Source organism: Kibdelosporangium phytohabitans (assembly GCF_001302585.1).
GTDB lineage: Bacteria > Actinomycetota > Actinomycetes > Mycobacteriales > Pseudonocardiaceae > Kibdelosporangium > Kibdelosporangium phytohabitans.
This window is the reverse complement of sequence record NZ_CP012752.1, coordinates 8,378,783-8,394,656: the sequence shown is the minus strand read 5'-3', so window position 1 is coordinate 8,394,656 and position 15,874 is coordinate 8,378,783. Positions and strand designations below refer to the sequence as shown.

At 68.8% G+C, this 15,874-nt stretch carries 16 protein-coding genes; 13 read left to right on the top strand and 3 right to left on the bottom strand.

The genetic code is table 11. The features are described 5' to 3' along the window. Window positions 1-23: 23 nt before the first annotated feature. The gene (locus tag AOZ06_RS37935) at window positions 24-1,070 is read left to right on the top strand and encodes a PucR family transcriptional regulator (protein WP_157233472.1); all 1,047 of its coding nucleotides are present in this window, start codon (window positions 24-26) and stop codon (window positions 1,068-1,070) included. 100 nt (window positions 1,071-1,170) lie between these two features. Here AOZ06_RS37935 and AOZ06_RS37930 read toward each other — a convergent pair whose 3' ends face one another. Beyond that, a complete protein-coding gene (locus tag AOZ06_RS37930; protein WP_236951875.1) occupies window positions 1,171-2,880 on the bottom strand; it encodes a fibronectin type III domain-containing protein in 1,710 nt (569 codons plus the stop codon). A 398-nt stretch (window positions 2,881-3,278) separates the two neighbouring features. Here AOZ06_RS37930 and AOZ06_RS37925 point away from each other — a divergent pair, with 398 nt between their 5' ends. The 11 genes from AOZ06_RS37925 to AOZ06_RS37875 are packed head-to-tail and all read left to right on the top strand — an operon-like array spanning window position 3,279 to window position 12,873. Further along, window positions 3,279-3,944: a hypothetical protein gene (locus tag AOZ06_RS37925; RefSeq protein ID WP_063810513.1), complete on the top strand. Its 666-nt coding sequence runs from the start codon at window positions 3,279-3,281 to the stop codon at window positions 3,942-3,944. Beyond that, complete coding sequence (locus AOZ06_RS37920) at window positions 3,944-4,708, top strand: MlaE family ABC transporter permease (protein ID WP_054297223.1); 765 nt, start codon at window positions 3,944-3,946, stop codon at window positions 4,706-4,708. Before AOZ06_RS37925 ends, AOZ06_RS37920 begins: the two co-directional genes overlap by 1 nt. A gap of 2 nt (window positions 4,709-4,710) precedes the next feature. Beyond that, window positions 4,711-5,505, top strand: coding sequence for an MlaE family ABC transporter permease (locus tag AOZ06_RS37915; protein WP_236951874.1), 795 nt, complete (start codon window positions 4,711-4,713; stop codon window positions 5,503-5,505). Continuing rightward, on the top strand, window positions 5,502-6,707 hold the full coding sequence (locus AOZ06_RS37910) for an MCE family protein (protein ID WP_054293776.1): 1,206 nt from the start codon (window positions 5,502-5,504) through the stop codon (window positions 6,705-6,707). Before AOZ06_RS37915 ends, AOZ06_RS37910 begins: the two co-directional genes overlap by 4 nt. Beyond that, complete coding sequence (locus AOZ06_RS37905; protein WP_054293775.1) at window positions 6,704-7,708, top strand: MCE family protein; 1,005 nt, start codon at window positions 6,704-6,706, stop codon at window positions 7,706-7,708. The genes AOZ06_RS37910 and AOZ06_RS37905 overlap by 4 nt, the downstream gene beginning before the upstream one ends. Beyond that, window positions 7,705-8,688, top strand: a complete 984-nt coding sequence (locus AOZ06_RS37900; RefSeq protein WP_054297222.1) for an MCE family protein — start codon at window positions 7,705-7,707, stop codon at window positions 8,686-8,688. Before AOZ06_RS37905 ends, AOZ06_RS37900 begins: the two co-directional genes overlap by 4 nt. Then, window positions 8,688-9,689, top strand: a complete 1,002-nt coding sequence (locus AOZ06_RS37895) for an MCE family protein (RefSeq protein ID WP_054297221.1) — start codon at window positions 8,688-8,690, stop codon at window positions 9,687-9,689. The genes AOZ06_RS37900 and AOZ06_RS37895 overlap by 1 nt, the downstream gene beginning before the upstream one ends. Then, complete coding sequence (locus AOZ06_RS37890; RefSeq protein ID WP_054293774.1) at window positions 9,689-10,696, top strand: MCE family protein; 1,008 nt, start codon at window positions 9,689-9,691, stop codon at window positions 10,694-10,696. The genes AOZ06_RS37895 and AOZ06_RS37890 overlap by 1 nt, the downstream gene beginning before the upstream one ends. Next, window positions 10,696-11,790 (top strand): MCE family protein, encoded by a 1,095-nt coding sequence (locus AOZ06_RS37885; protein WP_054293773.1) that lies wholly within the window; start codon window positions 10,696-10,698, stop codon window positions 11,788-11,790. Before AOZ06_RS37890 ends, AOZ06_RS37885 begins: the two co-directional genes overlap by 1 nt. 10 nt (window positions 11,791-11,800) lie before the next feature. Further along, complete coding sequence (locus tag AOZ06_RS37880; RefSeq protein WP_054297220.1) at window positions 11,801-12,265, top strand: hypothetical protein; 465 nt, start codon at window positions 11,801-11,803, stop codon at window positions 12,263-12,265. After that, window positions 12,265-12,873, top strand: a complete 609-nt coding sequence (locus tag AOZ06_RS37875) for a hypothetical protein (protein WP_054293772.1) — start codon at window positions 12,265-12,267, stop codon at window positions 12,871-12,873. The genes AOZ06_RS37880 and AOZ06_RS37875 overlap by 1 nt, the downstream gene beginning before the upstream one ends. Here AOZ06_RS37875 and AOZ06_RS37870 read toward each other — a convergent pair. Further along, window positions 12,870-13,790 carry a TIGR03619 family F420-dependent LLM class oxidoreductase gene (locus tag AOZ06_RS37870; RefSeq protein WP_054293771.1) on the bottom strand — a complete coding sequence of 307 codons (921 nt, stop codon included), beginning with the start codon at window positions 13,788-13,790 and terminating at the stop codon, window positions 12,870-12,872. The two genes, AOZ06_RS37875 and AOZ06_RS37870, sit on opposite strands and share 4 nt — an antisense overlap. A gap of 112 nt (window positions 13,791-13,902) precedes the next feature. Beyond that, window positions 13,903-15,147 carry a PucR-like N-terminal domain-containing protein gene (locus AOZ06_RS37865; RefSeq protein WP_054293770.1) on the bottom strand — a complete coding sequence of 415 codons (1,245 nt, stop codon included), beginning with the start codon at window positions 15,145-15,147 and terminating at the stop codon, window positions 13,903-13,905. Window positions 15,148-15,310: 163 nt separating this feature from the next. On the opposite strand from AOZ06_RS37865, the gene AOZ06_RS37860 reads away from it, so the two are divergent. Further along, entirely contained in the window at window positions 15,311-15,847 is a 537-nt protein-coding gene (locus AOZ06_RS37860; RefSeq protein ID WP_054293769.1) for a hypothetical protein, read from the top strand. Window positions 15,848-15,874 lie beyond the last annotated feature (27 nt).

Below are 15,874 nucleotides of genomic sequence, written 5' to 3'. Positions count from 1 at the left end.
GGCCGTATTGACACTCTGTGAGTGTGCCTGTTGTGAACGCGGCAGCGACCACCTCGCTGCTCCACGGACAGGTGACCGCACGGCTGCGTGTCGAGTCACCTGAGATCGAGCTGTCTGGGCCCTTCGGCGCGGTGCTCGGCGCCGCGGTCGACTGGGCGACCACGCCCGGCGCGATGGACGCCAGGTGGGTCCGGATGTTCCGCAGCCTCGGCGCGCTCGCCTTCGCCGACGGCCTGTCGAGCGACTCGCTGCGCCGGGTGTTCCAAGTCGCCGCGGAGGTCGTGGGCAGACCCGCGGTCGCCGCCAGGATCGCCGAACTGGCGACGGTCTGCGCGGCGGGTTACGCGGCGGCGCGCAACCCGGCTGAGGAAACCATGACCACCCGCAGACGCAGGCTGTTCCACCTGATCATGCAGGACGTGCCCGTCGAGGAACTGGCCCGCGAGGTGAACTGGCCGGTGCCCGGGACGGCGGTGGCGGTCGCGCTCGCCCGGCTGGGCACCGAGCCGCTGGCCGACCTCGGCCCGGCCGTGCTCGCGGGCGAATGGGAAGGGCGCACCTGCCTGATCGTGCGCGCGGGCGACCCGATGCTCAAGACGTTGCCGCACCGCTGCCCCGGCTGGCGCGCCGCGATCGGCATCCCGGCGCCGATCGCGCAGATCCGCGGCTCGCTGGCCGTCGCGGTGCGCGCCCTCGACCTGGTCGACCAGTACCCGGCGCTGCGCAGGCCGGTGATCGACTGCATGGCCGAGTCGGTGAACCTGCTCCTGTTCACCGACGGCTACCTGCTCGAACAGCTCATCGACCGCAGGCTGGCACCACTGGCGGATCTGATGCCCAAGCAACGCGAACGCATGCTGGCCACCCTGCACGAGTGGCTGAGCAGGCCGGGTCGTGGCCAGGCCGAGGAAGCCGCGAAACGCCTCGGTGTGCACGTGCAGACGTTCCGGTACCGGGTGCGCAAGCTGCAGGAGATGTTCGGCAACCAGTTCGCCGAGCCCAACGGCAGGCTGGACCTGGAACTGGCCACGCGCGCCGCCCTGCTGCGCGCCAACCAGCACCAGAACTGACTCGTGAGTGTTTCGGCCGGTTAGAACCGGCCGAAACACTCACGAGGTATGGAAGTGGGGCCCGGGCACGACGCACCCGGGCCCCACAGCTTTGTGCGAGTTACTTCTTCGGGGTGAGGGTCAGGTCGATCGTGTTGCCCGGCCCCGCGGTGAAGACGCTGATGAAGTCGTTGAGACCGCCACAGCCCTTCAACGCCGCCAGCGCGTACTCACCGGTCAGCTTGCCGCCGGCGAGCGGGTCGAAGTTCGGGCCGGACTTCAGGTTGATGTCCGACGGCGAAACCGTCCCGCAGTCCGGCGAGTTGCTGATCGGGAAGCCGAACACGCTCACCTGCGGCAGCTTCACCTGCACCTTGGAGCTGGAGGTCAGCACACCGCCGGTCAGGCTGCCGGTGGTCTTGGCCGCCTGCTCGAACGCCACCTTCGCCGTCACCGGCAGGAAACCCAGCACCTTGAAATCGCCGGTGGTCGGGTTCAGCGTCAGGTCCGCGGTGTACTTCGCGGTCGCCAGGTCCAGTTCGGCGTCGATGCCACCGGCGAGCTTCGTCGTCCCGTTGGGGGCCTTGATGAACGACGAACCGGCGAGCGTGTAGCCGTACTTGACCGTGCTGCCGCCACCGCCGGGCGCGGTGCGGGCGGTGACCGGGGCGCTGGCCGCGGACACGTTGTTGGCCGCGTCCTTGGCCTTGACCGTGAACGTGTAGCTGGTGTCGGCGGCAAGGCCACCGACCGTCGCCGAGGTCCCGGTCACGCTCGTGGCGAGGGTGCTTCCGTTGTAGACGTCGTAGCCGGTGACGGCGACGTTGTCCTTGGAGGCGTCCCATGCCAGCGACACGCTGTTGTTGGTGGTGCCGGACGAACGCACGTTGCCCGGTGCGGACGGTGCCTCGGTGTCAGCACCGCCGCCGCCCTGCGTCTTGGCCGTCACCGGGGCGCTGGCCGCGGACACGTTGTTGGCCGCGTCTTTCGCCTTGACCGTGAACGTGTAGCTGGTGTCCGCCGCCAGGTTGCCGATCGTGGCCGAGGTCCCGGTCACGCTCGTGGCGAGGGTGCTTCCGTTGTAGACGTCGTAGCCGGTGACGCCGACGTTGTCCTTGGAGGCGTCCCATGCCAGCGACACGCTATTGTTGGTGGTGCCGGTCGCACGGGGGTTGGCCGGTGCGGTCGGTGCCTCGGTGTCGTTGCCGCCGCCGCCAGGAGTGATCGTGGCGGTGGCCAGCGTGTTGTTCTGGCCGGCGTCCTGCGTGCACTGCGAGTCGAACTCGCCCAGCCCGGTCAGCGAGCCGTCCGCCTTGCGGGGCACCAGGTGCAGCAGCAGATCGCCGACGGTGATCTTGACTTCGCCCGGCTTGGTGAACGTCAGCGACGGCGTCTTGCCGTCCGCCCCGATCTGGAACTCGCCCGACGCCGGGATGTCGATCTTCTTGAGGGTGACCGGGACCTTGACCGGCAGGGTTCCCTCAGGCGCCGCGACAGCCGCGTCGGCGAGCGCGGTGCCCTCGAGTGTCTTGGCCTGAACCAGGTTCAGGCCCTGCGTGGCGGTGGCGCCGACCGTGTTGATGGTCTTGATGTCCAACTCGGGGGTCGGAGTGTTGACCGGGATGGACTTCGGGAAGTCCGCGTCGATCTTCACCGTGATCGGCTGGACGCCGATCAGGGGGAAGGGGCACTTGTAGGTCAGGGTCAGCGAAACGGGATCGGCCGCCGCGCTGCCCGCACCCAGCAGTACCGTGCCCGCCACTGTTCCCATCACCGTGGCCGCCGCGACCAGAGCCGCGCCGAGCCGCCTCGACCCTCTTCGATTGTTCACAATCTTCCTCCGTGTATCAACGATGATACGAAAACCGCGGTCGAATACCCCGCGGTCCGGCAGGGGCTGTTCAATCGCCGATTTGCCGGATGGGGAAGTAGCCACCCGAACGTTAGGCTACTGGCCAGTAAAGTAACTGTTCGGCCGATCTGCCGCAAGCGTTCCTACTATTTCCGCCTTGAGCGTCCGCGAATTTGTCGGAGCATGACATGTGCCGGTGGTCCCGTTGGCGGAACGGCATAGTTTCGCATGTCGCCGCCGGTTCGTGCGCACTGCGCGACAAGAGTGCGCCGCCGGGTTCCTAATCTGCTGACAAAAACGTTCGACATGATTGTCGGCGTCGTCATTCGCCGGTAGCGTACCGCCGAGTAAGTTCCGATTTCCCGAAGTGGGTGGCGATGGCGCTCCGGAATGCGTTCTGCGGTGTGGCAGTGGCGTTCTCGCTGCTGTCGGCCTTCCCGGGATCGGCGGCACCCGCCCCGGTGCCCCAGCCGGTCGCCCCGGTTTCGGCCGCCGCGAAACTCAAGGTCTCGTTCTTCGTCGACGGCCGCTCGACGGTCGCGAAACTCGGTTCGGACATCGTGCTGAACGAGGGCACATTCGACGCCGGGATCGACGTCGCCGACAACTCGATCGAAGGCACGCTGGCATTGCCGCCGTCGTCGGCCTACTTCGTGGTGTTCCGGTTCATGCCGGTCACCAACACCACCGAGTTCGTCCAGGACGGCCTGGCGACCGGCAAAGTAGTGGTGACATTGCCGGACGCGCAAGCCGACATCACCCTCAAGCTGTACATAGTGCTTCGTGACGTGCGCCAGGACGGGGTCCCGCTCAACGTCGGCGCCAATTGCCGGACCGCGACACCTGCCGTGATCCGCATCAACGGGCCGATCAAACTCCTGCCGGAGGGCTCGGTCAGCGAGATCCCCTCGACGTACGAGATCCCGCCGTTCAGCGGCTGCGGGGTGACCGAGGACCTCGACCCGCTGCTCACCGGACTGGTCTCCGGACCGGGCAACACCCTGGTGACCAAGCTGCGCGTGCGCTGCATCGGGTGCCCGTGATGATCGCCGCCTCCCTGCGCGCGTTCGGGCGCTTGTTCGTGATGGGCCTGGAAGTGTTCGCGGGCATGTTCCGCCTTCCCTTCCAGGGCAAGGAGTTCACGCAGCAGTTCTGGTTCGTCGCGAGTGTCTCGATCCTGCCTGCGGCGCTGGTGTCGATCCCGCTCGGTGCGGTGATCACGTTGCAGCTCGGGTCGTTGACCGCGCAGATCGGCGCGGATTCCTTCAACGGCGCGGCCAGCGTGCTCGCGATCATCCAGCAGGCCAGCCCGATCGTGACCGCGCTGATCGTGGCCGGTGCGGGCGGTTCGGCGATCTGCGCGGACCTGGGCGCACGCACCATCCGCGAGGAGATCGACGCGATGGAGGTGCTCGGCGTGTCGGTGATCCACCGGCTGGTCGTGCCGAGGGTGCTGGCGTCGATGCTGGTCGCGGTGCTGCTCAACGGGATGGTCAGCGTGGTCGGCGTGGCAGGCGGCTACTTCTTCAACGTCATCGTGCAGGACGGCACACCCGGCGCGTTCCTGGCGAGTTTCGCCGCGCTGGCGCAACTGCCGGACCTGTGGGTGGGTGAGCTGAAGGCGTTGATCTTCGGGTTCCTCGCCGGGCTGGTCGCGTCCTACCGCGGCCTCAACCCCAGGGGCGGGCCCAAGGGCGTCGGCGACGTGGTCAACCAGTCGGTGGTGATCACGTTCCTGCTGCTGTTCTTCGTGAACTTCGTGATCAGCGTGCTGTACCTGGAACTCGTCCCAGCGAAGGGAGCATAGGGGTGAACTCGCTGGAACGGCTGGGCGACCAGCTCGGGTTCTTCGCCAGGTCCCTGGCGTGGGTGCCGCTGACGATCACGCGGTACTACCGCGAGGTCGTGCGGCTGCTGGCCGAGGTCAGCTTCGGCAGCGGCGCGCTGGCGGTGATCGGCGGCACCATCGGCGTGATGGTCGGCATGTCGGTGTTCACCGGCACAGTCGTCGGCCTGCAGGGCTTCTCGGCGCTCAACCAGATCGGCACGTCGGCGTTCGCCGGCTTCCTCTCCGCCTACTTCAACACGCGCGAGATCGCGCCGCTGGTCGCCGGTCTGGCGTTGTCGGCGACCGTGGGGTCGGGGTTCACCGCGCAGCTGGGCGCGATGCGGATCTCCGAGGAGATCGACGCGCTGGAAGTGATGGCGGTGCGCAGCCTGCCGTACCTGGTCACCGCGCGGATGATCGCCGGCTTCATCGCCATCATCCCGTTGTACATCCTCGGTCTGCTGACCTCGTACCTGGCGGCGCGCACGATCACGGTCGAGGCCTACGGGCAGTCCGCCGGCACCTACGACCACTACTTCAACCTGTTCCTGCCACCGGAGGACGTGCTCTGGTCCTTCCTGAAGGTGCTGGTGTTCAGCGTGGGCATCATCCTGACGCACTGCTACTACGGTTTCCGCGCGGCGGGCGGGCCCGCGGGCGTCGGCGTCGCGGTCGGCCGCTCGGTGCGCACGTCGATCGTGATGGTGAGCATCCTCGACTTCTTCCTCAGCCTCGCGATCTGGGGCGCGACCACGACAGTGCGGGTGGCCGGATGAGCCGCAAGAGGAACGTCCGCGTACGCAACCACGTCCTCGGCATCGCCTTCCTGCTCGTGCTGGTGTTCCTCGCCTGGCTCGCGATCGCCGTGTACGACAAGCGGTTCACCTCCACCGCGGAGGTCACGCTGCGCGCTGACCGCGTCGGCAACCAACTCAAGCCCAACGCCGACGTGAAAGCCCGCGGCATGGTGGTCGGGTCCGTGCGCGCGGTCCGGGTGACCCCCGGCGGCGTCGACATCGAGATGGCGCTGCAACCCGACAAGCTGGACCGGTTGCCCCGCAACGTCTCCGCCCGGCTGCTGCCCAAGACCCTGTTCGGCCAGCGGTACGTGAGCCTCGTCCTGCCCGGCACTCCGGACAAGCACCGGCTGGCCGACGGCGACGTGGTGGAGCAGGACCGCACCCCGCACGCGATCGAACTGGAGAAAGCACTGCGCGACCTGATGCCCGTGCTGCAGGCCGTCCAGCCGCAGAAACTGGCGGACACGCTCGGCGCGATCTCGCAGGCACTGGACGGCCGCGGCAAGCAGATCGGCACGACGATCACCGACCTGAACGCGTACTTCGCCCAGCTGAACCCGAAGATGCCCGAACTGCAGGCCGACATCACCAAGTTCGCCGACACGCTGGCCGGCTACGAGAAAGCGGGCCCGGACATCGTCGAGGCGCTGTCGGAGATGACCACGACGAGCAGGACGATCGCCGAGCAGCGGCAGTCGGTCGCCGAGCTGTTCACCGCGATGACGACCGCGTCCGACGACCTCACCGGGTTCGTGAAGTCCAACAAGGACACGCTGATCCGCTTGTCGGACACCAGCAGGCCGACGCTGGAGCTGCTGGCGCGGTACTCGCCGGAGTTCCCGTGCCTGCTCGAGTCGGTCACCAGGCTCAAGCCGTCGGTGGAAAAGGTGCTCGGGGCCGGGACCGGCGAGCCGGGCCTGCACGTCAACCTCCTGGTCAAACCGTCACGCGGGCCGTACGTGCCGGGCAAGGACAAACCGGTCTTCACCGCGACCGGCGGCCCGAAGTGCTACGGCGCGAACGGGACCGCCACCCAGGTGGCGAACTCGCCGGAGGAGAACCGCTTCATCGCCGAACTGCTGGCGCCGGTCTACGGCGCCACCCCGGCCGAGATGCCCTCGTGGGGCAGCCTGCTGGTCGGTCCCCTGCTGCGCGGAGCCGAGGTGACGATCCGATGAGATGGGCACTCGTGAAAGGCGCGGTGTTCGTCGTGCTGACGCTGGCGGCGACCGCGTTGCTGGGCATCACGATCGCCAACCAGGGCGGCGGGGACACGGTGTCCTACCGCGCCCGGTTCACCGACGTGACCTCGGTGAACCCGGGCGACGACATCCGGATCTCCGGCGTCCGCGTCGGCCAGGTCGACGACGTGCACGTGGTCGACCAGCGCGTCGGCGAAGTGGCGTTCTCGGTCGCGAGCGACCGCGCGCTGACCAGCACGACCACCGCCACCATCAAGTTCCGCAACCTGATCGGCCAGCGGTACGTCTCGCTCGAGCTGGGAACGGGTACCGACGCGCTGGCGCCGGACGCGCTGATCCCGTTGGACCGCACCAGGCCCGCGCTCGACCTGACCGCGATGCTCAACGGGTTCCGCCCGCTGTTCCAGGCGTTGTCGCCGCAGGACGTCAACCAGCTGTCGATGGAGATCATCCAAGTGCTGCAAGGCGAGGGTGGCACGGTGGACAGCCTGCTGGGGCACACGGCCTCGCTGACCAAGGCGCTGGCCGACAAGGACCGCGTGATCGGCGAGGTGATCACGAACCTGAACACGGTGCTCGACCAGGTCAACGGGCGCGGCGACAAGCTGTCCTCGTTGGTCACCACGACCCAGGACCTGGTCTCCGGCCTGGCCAGGGACGCCAAACCGATCGGCGAGGCGGTCGACGGGCTCGCCGCGCTGACCACGGCGACCGGCGACCTGCTGCGCGACGGCCGGGAACCGCTGCGCAAGGACATCGCCCAGCTGGGACGGCTGTCGCAGGTACTGGCCGACAACTCGCCGACGTTCGAGGCGTTCATCTCGAACCTGCCGGCCAAGTACGAGGCGATCGGCCGGACCGCCTCCTACGGGTCGTGGCTGAACTTCTTCCTGTGCTCCGCGGTTTCCGACGCGCCGCAAGCGCCGGGCGGCCCACCGGTCGGCGTGCCGAACACCGAGGCGAGGTGCCGGGGATGATCTCACTGCGCAACCGCAATCCCGTGACTGTCGGCCTGGTCGGCGCCGCGGCGATGCTGCTGGCCGGGCTGCTCGCGTTCTTCTGGTCGGACCTGCCGTTCGTCAGCGGCACCGAGTACACCGCCGAGTTCGGCGAGGCGGCCGGGCTCAAGCCGAACGACGAGGTCCGCGTAGCCGGGGTGAAGGTCGGCGAGGTCACGGACGTCGAACTGGACGGCGACCACGTGAAGGTCACCTTCCGCGCCAAGGGCGTGTGGCTCGGCGACCAGACCGTGGCCGCGATCCGGATCAAGACGTTGCTCGGCCAGAAGAACCTGGCGCTCGACCCGCTGGGCACCCAGCCGCTCGACCCGGGCACGGCCATCCCGCGTGCCCGGACCGTGACGCCCTACGACGTGAACGACGCCTTCGGCGACCTGGCCAAAACCGTGGGCACGATCGACACCGCGCAGCTCGCGACCAGTTTCCGCACGCTGTCGGAGACGTTCTCGAAAACCTCGCCCGAGCAGGTGCGTGCCGCGTTCGACGGGCTGTCCAGGCTGTCCACCACGATCTCGTCCCGTGACCAGGAACTGCGCAAACTCCTGGGCAACACCAGTTCGCTCGGCAGGACGGTCGCCGACCGCAACGCCCAGTTCGAAGCGCTGATCAAGGACGGCGGTGTCCTGCTGGGCGAGTTCGCCAAACGCCGTGACGCGATCGCGTCCCTGCTGGCCGGGACACGGGAACTGGCCAGGCAACTGGGTGGTGTGGTGGCCGACAACCAGGCCCAGCTCGGTCCGGCGCTCACCCAGCTGGAACGCGTGACCACTGTGCTGCAACGCAATCAGGACAACCTCGACCGGGGCCTGCGGCTGGCCGGGCCGTTCTACCGGCTGATCGGCAACGCCGTCGGCAACGGCCGCTGGATCGACACGTACGTCTGCGGGCTCATGCCCGGCCCGAACGGGTGCGTACCGCCGAAGGGAGCGGGTCGCTGATGCGCGGCAAGTACCTCAAGATCGGCGCGCTGGTCGCGGTGGTCGCTGTGCTGGCGGTGACGGTCGCCATGGTGACCGGGCGGGACGCGAAGCTCGTCTACGCGTACTTCACCTCGGCAGTGGGCGTCTACCCCGGCTCGGACGTGCGGGTGCTGGGCGTGGCCGTCGGCCGGATCGACGCGGTCGAGCCGATGGGCGAGCAGGTCCGGGTGACGATGGCGCTCGACCGCGGCACCGCCGTCCCGGCAGACGCGAACGCGCTCGTGGTGACACCCAGTCTGGTCAGCGACCGGTACGTCCAGCTCGCGCCCGTCTACCAGGGCGGCGAGCAGATCGCCGACGGTGCCGTCATCCCGGCGCCGAAAACCGTTGTGCCAGTGGAGCTGGACGAGCTGTTCGGCAGCCTCGACAAGCTGACCACCGCACTGGGGCCGCAGGGCGCCAACTCCGGTGGCGCGTTGAGCGAGTTCATCGAGGCAGGCGCGAAGAACCTCGACGGCAACGGCCAGCAGCTCAACCAGACCATCCGTGAACTGGGCAAAGCCAGCCGGACGCTGAGCGGCTCGCAGGAGGACCTGTTCGGCACGGTCGACACCGTGCAGAAGTTCACCACTATGCTGGCCGCCAACGACACCCAGGTCCGCACGTTCAACAACCAGCTCGCCCAGGTTTCCGGGATCCTCGCCGACGAACGGGACGCCTTCGGCGCCGCGTTGCGTGAGCTGGCCGGTGTCCTCGACCAGGTGCGGGCGTTCGTCGAGGACAACCGGGGCCGCGTGAAGTCCAACGTGGACAAGCTGACCGGTGTGACGAAGGTGCTGGCCGACCAGAAGGCGTCGCTGTCCGAGGCGCTGGACACCGCGCCGCTCGCGCTCGGCAACCTGCTCAAGGCATACGACCCGGCCACGAAGACCATCGACGGCCGCGCCGACATCCTGGAGTTCTCCGGCGCTTCGCCGCAGCGCGCGTTGCTGCCGATGCCGTTGGCGGGAGGCCGGTGATGCGCCGGATCGCCTCGATGGCGTGCATCGGTGTGCTGGTGGCCGGATGCGGCTCCACCGCCGGGCTCTACGACGTGCCGCTGCCGGGCGGCGCCGACATCGGCGACCACCCGTATCGCGTCACGGTCGGCTTCCGTGACGTCCTCGACCTCGTCCCGCAGTCGGGCGTGAAGGTCAACGACGTTCCCGTCGGCCGGGTCGAGCGCGTCAAACTGGCCGCCGACGGCCGGACCGCCGAGGTGACCGTCGCGGTCAACGGCTCAGTCCGGTTGCCGGGCAACGCGATCGCGCGGCTGCGGCAGTCCAGTGTGCTCGGTGAGAAGTTCGTCGAGCTGGCCGCGCCCGAGGGCACCGCGGACGGTGTGCTCGGTGACGGCGCGGTGATCCCGGTCGAGCGGACCAACCGCAACCCGGAGATCGAGGAGGTGTTCGGCGCGTTGTCCATGCTGCTCAACGGCGGCGGCGTCGGGCAGATCCAGCAGATCACCAAGGAGCTGAACCTCGCGCTGAGCGGCAACGAGACCGCGATCAGGTCCTTCCTGACCAATGTGGACACGTTCGTCGCCGGGCTCGACGCCCGCAGGGCCGACATCACCAGGGCGATCGACGGGATGAACAAGCTCGCGGGCGAGTTCGGCGCGCGCAAGGACAAGATCGCCGACCTGCTGGACAACCTCGGCCCCGGCATCGACGTGCTGGCCAAGCAGCGCGGCTCGATCGTCGGCATGCTCAAGTCGCTCGACGAGTTGTCCACGGCCGCGGTCGGCACGATCAAGCAGTCCAAGGACGACCTGATCGCCGACCTGAAGGCACTGGAGCCGACCCTGCGCCACCTGGCCGACGCCGGCCAGAACCTGCCGCAGGCGATGGAGATGCTGCTGACGTTCCCGTTCCCCGACTCGGCGCTGAAGGCGCTGAAGGGCGACTACCTCAACGTGCACCTGAAGCTGGACAGCAAAGGCGGGCCCGCGTTGCCGCTGCCGCCGGTCGACCAGGGAGGCCGCTGATGCTCAGCAGGACAATCCGGATCCAGGTGGCCGTGTTCGTCATCATCGCGCTGGTGGGCGTGAGCTACGTCGGCGCGCGGTACGTCGGCGTGTTCGGTGGATCCGGGTACGTCGTCAAGCTCCGGCTGGCCGACTCCGGCGGGATCTTCACCAACGCCGAGGTCACCTACCGCGGCGTGGCGATCGGGCGCGTCGGTGAACTGCACCTCGCCGACCAGGGCATCGAGGTGGACCTGCGGATCGACGACGGCGCGCCGCCGGTGCCGGTCGACGTGGAAGCCGTGGTCACCAACCGGTCCGCCGTGGGCGAGCAGTACGTCGACCTGCGGCCCCGCCGCGACGCCCAGCCGTACCTCGCCGACGGGTCGGTGATCGAGACCAAGCAGACCAAGCTGCCGCTGCCCACCGAGACGGTCCTGCTCAACCTGGACCGGCTGGTCGAATCCGTGCCGACGGACGCGTTGCGCACGGTCGTCGACGAACTGCACGAGGCCACCAGGGGAGCGGGGCCCGACTTGCAGGCGTTGCTCGACTCGACCGCGAGCTTCACCAAACTGGCCACCACGCACCTGCCGCAGACCACCCAGCTGATCACCGGCGGCGGCACGGTGCTGACCACGCAGTTGCAGACGTCCGACGCGATCAAGTCCTTCGGGGTGAACGCCAAGCTGATCGCCCGGCGGCTCAAGGACTCCGACGGCGACATCCGGGCACTGCTGAAGTCGGTTCCCGCGGTGGCCGGTCAGGTGAGCGGCCTCGTGCGGGAATCAGGACCGGGTCTCGGGGTGGTGATGGCGAACCTGCTGACGACGTCGAACGTCGTGGTCACCCGCCAGCGCGGGATGGAGGAGCTGCTGGTGGTCACCCCGGCCGCGGTTTCCGCCGCGTCGCAGGTGATCCGGCCGGACGGCGCGCACTTCGGCCTGGCGGTCACGTACTTCGAGCCGTTGCCGTGCACCAGCGGCTACGAGGCGACGCCGTATCGCAACGGCCGTGACACCGCGTCGGCGCCGCTGAACACGGCGGCCCGGTGCACGCTCCCACCCGGCAGCCCGACCGGGGTCCGCGGATCGCAGAACTCGCCAGGAGGCTGACGTGCTCAGGATGCTCGGCGTCGCCGCGGTCGTCGTGGCCGCGGGTTTCGCCGGATGGAGCGGCTGGACCTGGTGGGACGCCGACCAGACGGCCGCGCGGGAGGCGGCGCTCGACAGCGGGCGCCGGGCGATCGCGACGTTCAACACGCTGGACTACCGCAGGATCGACGAAGGGCTCGACCGCTGGCAGCGCGTGTCGACCGGCGCGTTGACCGACGAGTTGCGGCAGACCGGGGAAGGCAGCCGCAAACAGATAGAACAGGCGAAGACCGTGACCGAAGGCCGGGTGCTCGACGCCGCGATCACCGAGTTCGACCCGCCGAGGGCGACCGTGATCGCCGCGGTGGAGATCGTGGTCACGCCGGACGGCGGGCAGCCGGTGACCAAGCGCAGCCGGATGCGTGCCGAGCTGGTGCGGACCGACACGGGCTGGAAAGTCGGCGCACTGGGCCAGATCCCGGCTGGAGCCGTCTGATGAGGACAGTGCGCAAGGTGCGGAACCCGCCGCGGCGGCGGACCGTCGTCGCCGGAACCAGGCGGCGCCCCGAACCGCGCCCCGAACGCGACGCGGAACTTCGGGTCGAGCCACCGGACGAGATCGCGGACGAGACTCCGGACGAGCCGGTCACCCGGCGGTTTCCCTACGTCCTGCTGGCGATCGCGGTCGCACTGGCCAGCGTGGGACTGTGGCTGCGTGCCGATCGTCCGAACGACGACCTCACGGCGGTGAGCGCCCAGGTACGCGACTCGCTCGAGCAGGTGTTCTCGTACCGGTACGACGACACCGTCACCACCGAGCGCGCCGCGCGGGAAACATTGACCGGCGAGGCGCAGGGCCAGTACGCGAAGTTGTTCGAGCAGATCAAGGCGCACGCCGCGGAACAACGCATCACGGTCACGGCCAAAGTGGTCAGCGTCGGGGTGGTGTCACTGGAGGACGAGCAGGCCCGGCTGCTCGCGTTCCTCGACCAGTCCGCGACACGGGGTGACACCCACACGACCAGCGCGGGTGCCGCCCAGTTGTCCGTGTCGGCCCGCAGGATCGACGGCCGGTGGCGGATCAGCGAACTCGTGCCGCGTTAGACGGCCTTGAGCCCGGCAAGCTCGGCCAAGCGCCGCAACAGGTCCAGTTCGGTGTCCAGGTCGACCGACGCGTTGTTGGCGAACAGCACCTGGTCGACGCGGTGGCCGTCCAGGGTGGCCAGGTCCTCGACGATCTGCTCGGGCGAACCGGCGAGGAACGGCCGGTCGCCGTCGACCGGCTTGCCGGTGATGTCCACGTTCGCCCGGCCGATCACCGACAACTCGTCCGGGTCGCGGCCGAACTCCTTGGCGGCGTTGAGGAACGCCGACGAGACCTGCAGCAGCTGGTCACGGGAGAACACGACCGGGTTGATGCCGTCGGCGATCCTCGCGGCCCGTTCGATGCCCTTCGGCGTCATCGCGCCGACCACGACCGGGATCTTCTCCTGGACCGGCTTGGGGTTGATCTCCGACGGCGCGATCTTGTAGAACCGCCCGTCGAACGACACCGGGTCCGGTCCCCACGCCGCGCGCAGCGCCGCGACCGCCTCGTCGAACCCCGCGCCCTTGCGGCTGGTGGGCACACCGGCGGTCTCGAACTCCTCCTTCATCCAGCCCTGGCCCAGACCGGCGATCACCCGGCCGCCGCTGAACTGGTCCAGCGTGGCGAACCGCCGCGCCAGCACCACCGGCGGGTGCAGCAGCGCGTCGATCACGCTGGTGCCCAGCTTGACGCGGCTGGTCGACGCGGCCACGTGGCTGAGCGTGACCAGCGGCTCGAAGACGTTCCGGTAGAGCTCCGGCAGCTCCTGCGGCTCAGGCACCCCGAGCATGGCGATCTTGCCGACCGGCCGCAGCACCCGCTCGAACGTCCACACGGCGGCGTAGCCCAGTTCCTCGGCCGCCTTCGCCACCCGCACGATCGCGTCCGGCGACGCGATCGCCCCAGCAGTCGGCAGTCCAACCCCAAGTTCCACGAAATCCCCTCCAGCATCGGCACTCGGCCCACCCCACCGGGTGATCGGCCGCTGTCCTGAGGTCAACATGGCCGGTGCGTGGCTGATTCCGGATTCCTCGGCGGGTTTGCCGTCAGTCCTCGAACCGAGCGCGTTCGGCGCGCAACGCCACCTCGATCTCGAAGCGCATGTCGCTGTCCTCCAGGCTTTCGCCGAACAGGCGCTTGAGCTGGCGCATCCGGTAGCGCACGGTCTGCGGGTGCACGTTGAGCATCTCCGCGATCTCCACCGCCGTGCGCCTGGTTTCCAGCCAGATCAGCAAAGTGTCGCCCAGTGTGGTGCGCTGCGTCGGGGTCAGGCCGTCCAGCGGGGCGAGCACGCGCGCGGCGATCTGCTGGACCATGAACCGGTCGTTGAGCAGCCACAACGTCGACAGCTGCTCGTCGAACCAGGTCACCGGCGCGTCCGGCAGGGACCCTCGTTGCACCAGTTGCGTGATCCGGCGGGCCCACCGCAGCGATTTGCGGGCGTCACCCAGTTCGATCGACGGGCCGACCGCGGCGCGGCAGCCGGGCATGATCACCGGCAGGGTGCCCACCAGGTCCCGGTGCTCCTCCGCGACCAGCAGGCACGGCGCCGAGCCTTCGAGGTCGACCAGGATCCGGCTGTCCAGCACGGGTCCCTCCGGGTCCGGCCACGCGTCCCGCACGTCGAGCGACACCGCGAGCACACGTTCGGGCAACGGCCAGTGCGCCGCCTCCGCCAACCGGCCGAGCGCTTCCTGCGTCGCACCGCCCAGCAGCAGTTCGAGCAGCTGCCTGCGCCTGCGTTCCAGCGCGCCGGCCTCGCGGATCTTCTTGGACACGCTGCCCTCGACCGACAACGCGGACAACTCGTCGATGTACGCGAAGATCGTTTCGGCGAGCAGGCACAACGTGTCGGTCGGGACACCGATCTTGGTTCCCTCGTCGGCGACGCGCCGCCACGCGACCCTGGCGCCGACGCGGTACGCGGTCTGCAGGATGTCGAGTATCGGACTGCCCTGGATGTCGTCGTGCAACGCGAGCTGGCGGAAACGTTCGGCCGCGTAATCGCGTGGGCCGGTCGGATCGGCCAGCCGGTCGATGAATTGCGTGATGGCCTGCTGGATATAGCCGGTGACTTTTCGCATGCACGAGCCGTCCATCTGGCCGAACGCGGGCACGGTGCGCCGCAGCTCGTCGGCTGTCTCGACGGCCAGCTCGGTGATCCTCGGCCGGAACAGCACCGCGAGCTCGGCGGGCAGGCGGAACCACAGCGTCGCGGACGACCCGTCGCCGGACGCCGACAACAGGGAATCGAACGCGATCCGCTGCGCGGGATCGGGTGTTCCAGTCACCGTTGGCCTTTCGCGCCGAATGGATTTCCCTGAACCTATGATTGTGTGGCTGTATATGTCAATTATCGATATCTGCGCCAACCGCTGGACGGTTTTGTGTGTTATCGATGGTTTTCGCTTTCGTCATTGTCCGGGCGCGGGCGGCGTCTCTAGTGTCGTTTTCATGAATCGTCTCGCGGTGCTCGCCGCCGGTGTCGTGCTGACCGCAGGGTGCTCGTCGGGCGGTGACGGGCTCAACCGCCCGGCCATCGCGTGGGCCGACCAGGTCTGCCAGACCGTCCAGGACGGCGGCGCGAAACTGTCCCAGCTGCCCCGGATCGACGGGGCCGACCCGCACCAGGCCAAAACCAGCCTGCTGGCCTACCTCGGGTCGATCGCCGAAGCGATCGACTCGGTGTCCGACCGGCTCACGCAGTCCGGCGCGCCGCCGGTCGCCGAGGGCCAGGCCGCCGTCGACAAGGCGATGGCGACCCTCACCTCCGCCCGCGGCACCCTGGACTCCGCGCGCGGCAAGCTCCAGCAGGCGCAGACGACCGACCCGGTCTCGTTCCAGAAGGCGGTCGCGGAGGTCGGCGCGGGCCTGGAACCGCTGAGCGGGGCGGTGGGCCCGACCAAGGACCTGCGGGCCAACAAGGAGCTGGACGTGGCGTTCTCGCACGCCCCCACCTGCCAGCGCCTCGACGGGCAGAAAACCGGATGACCGGGACGCGGCGCGTGATCTAACCTG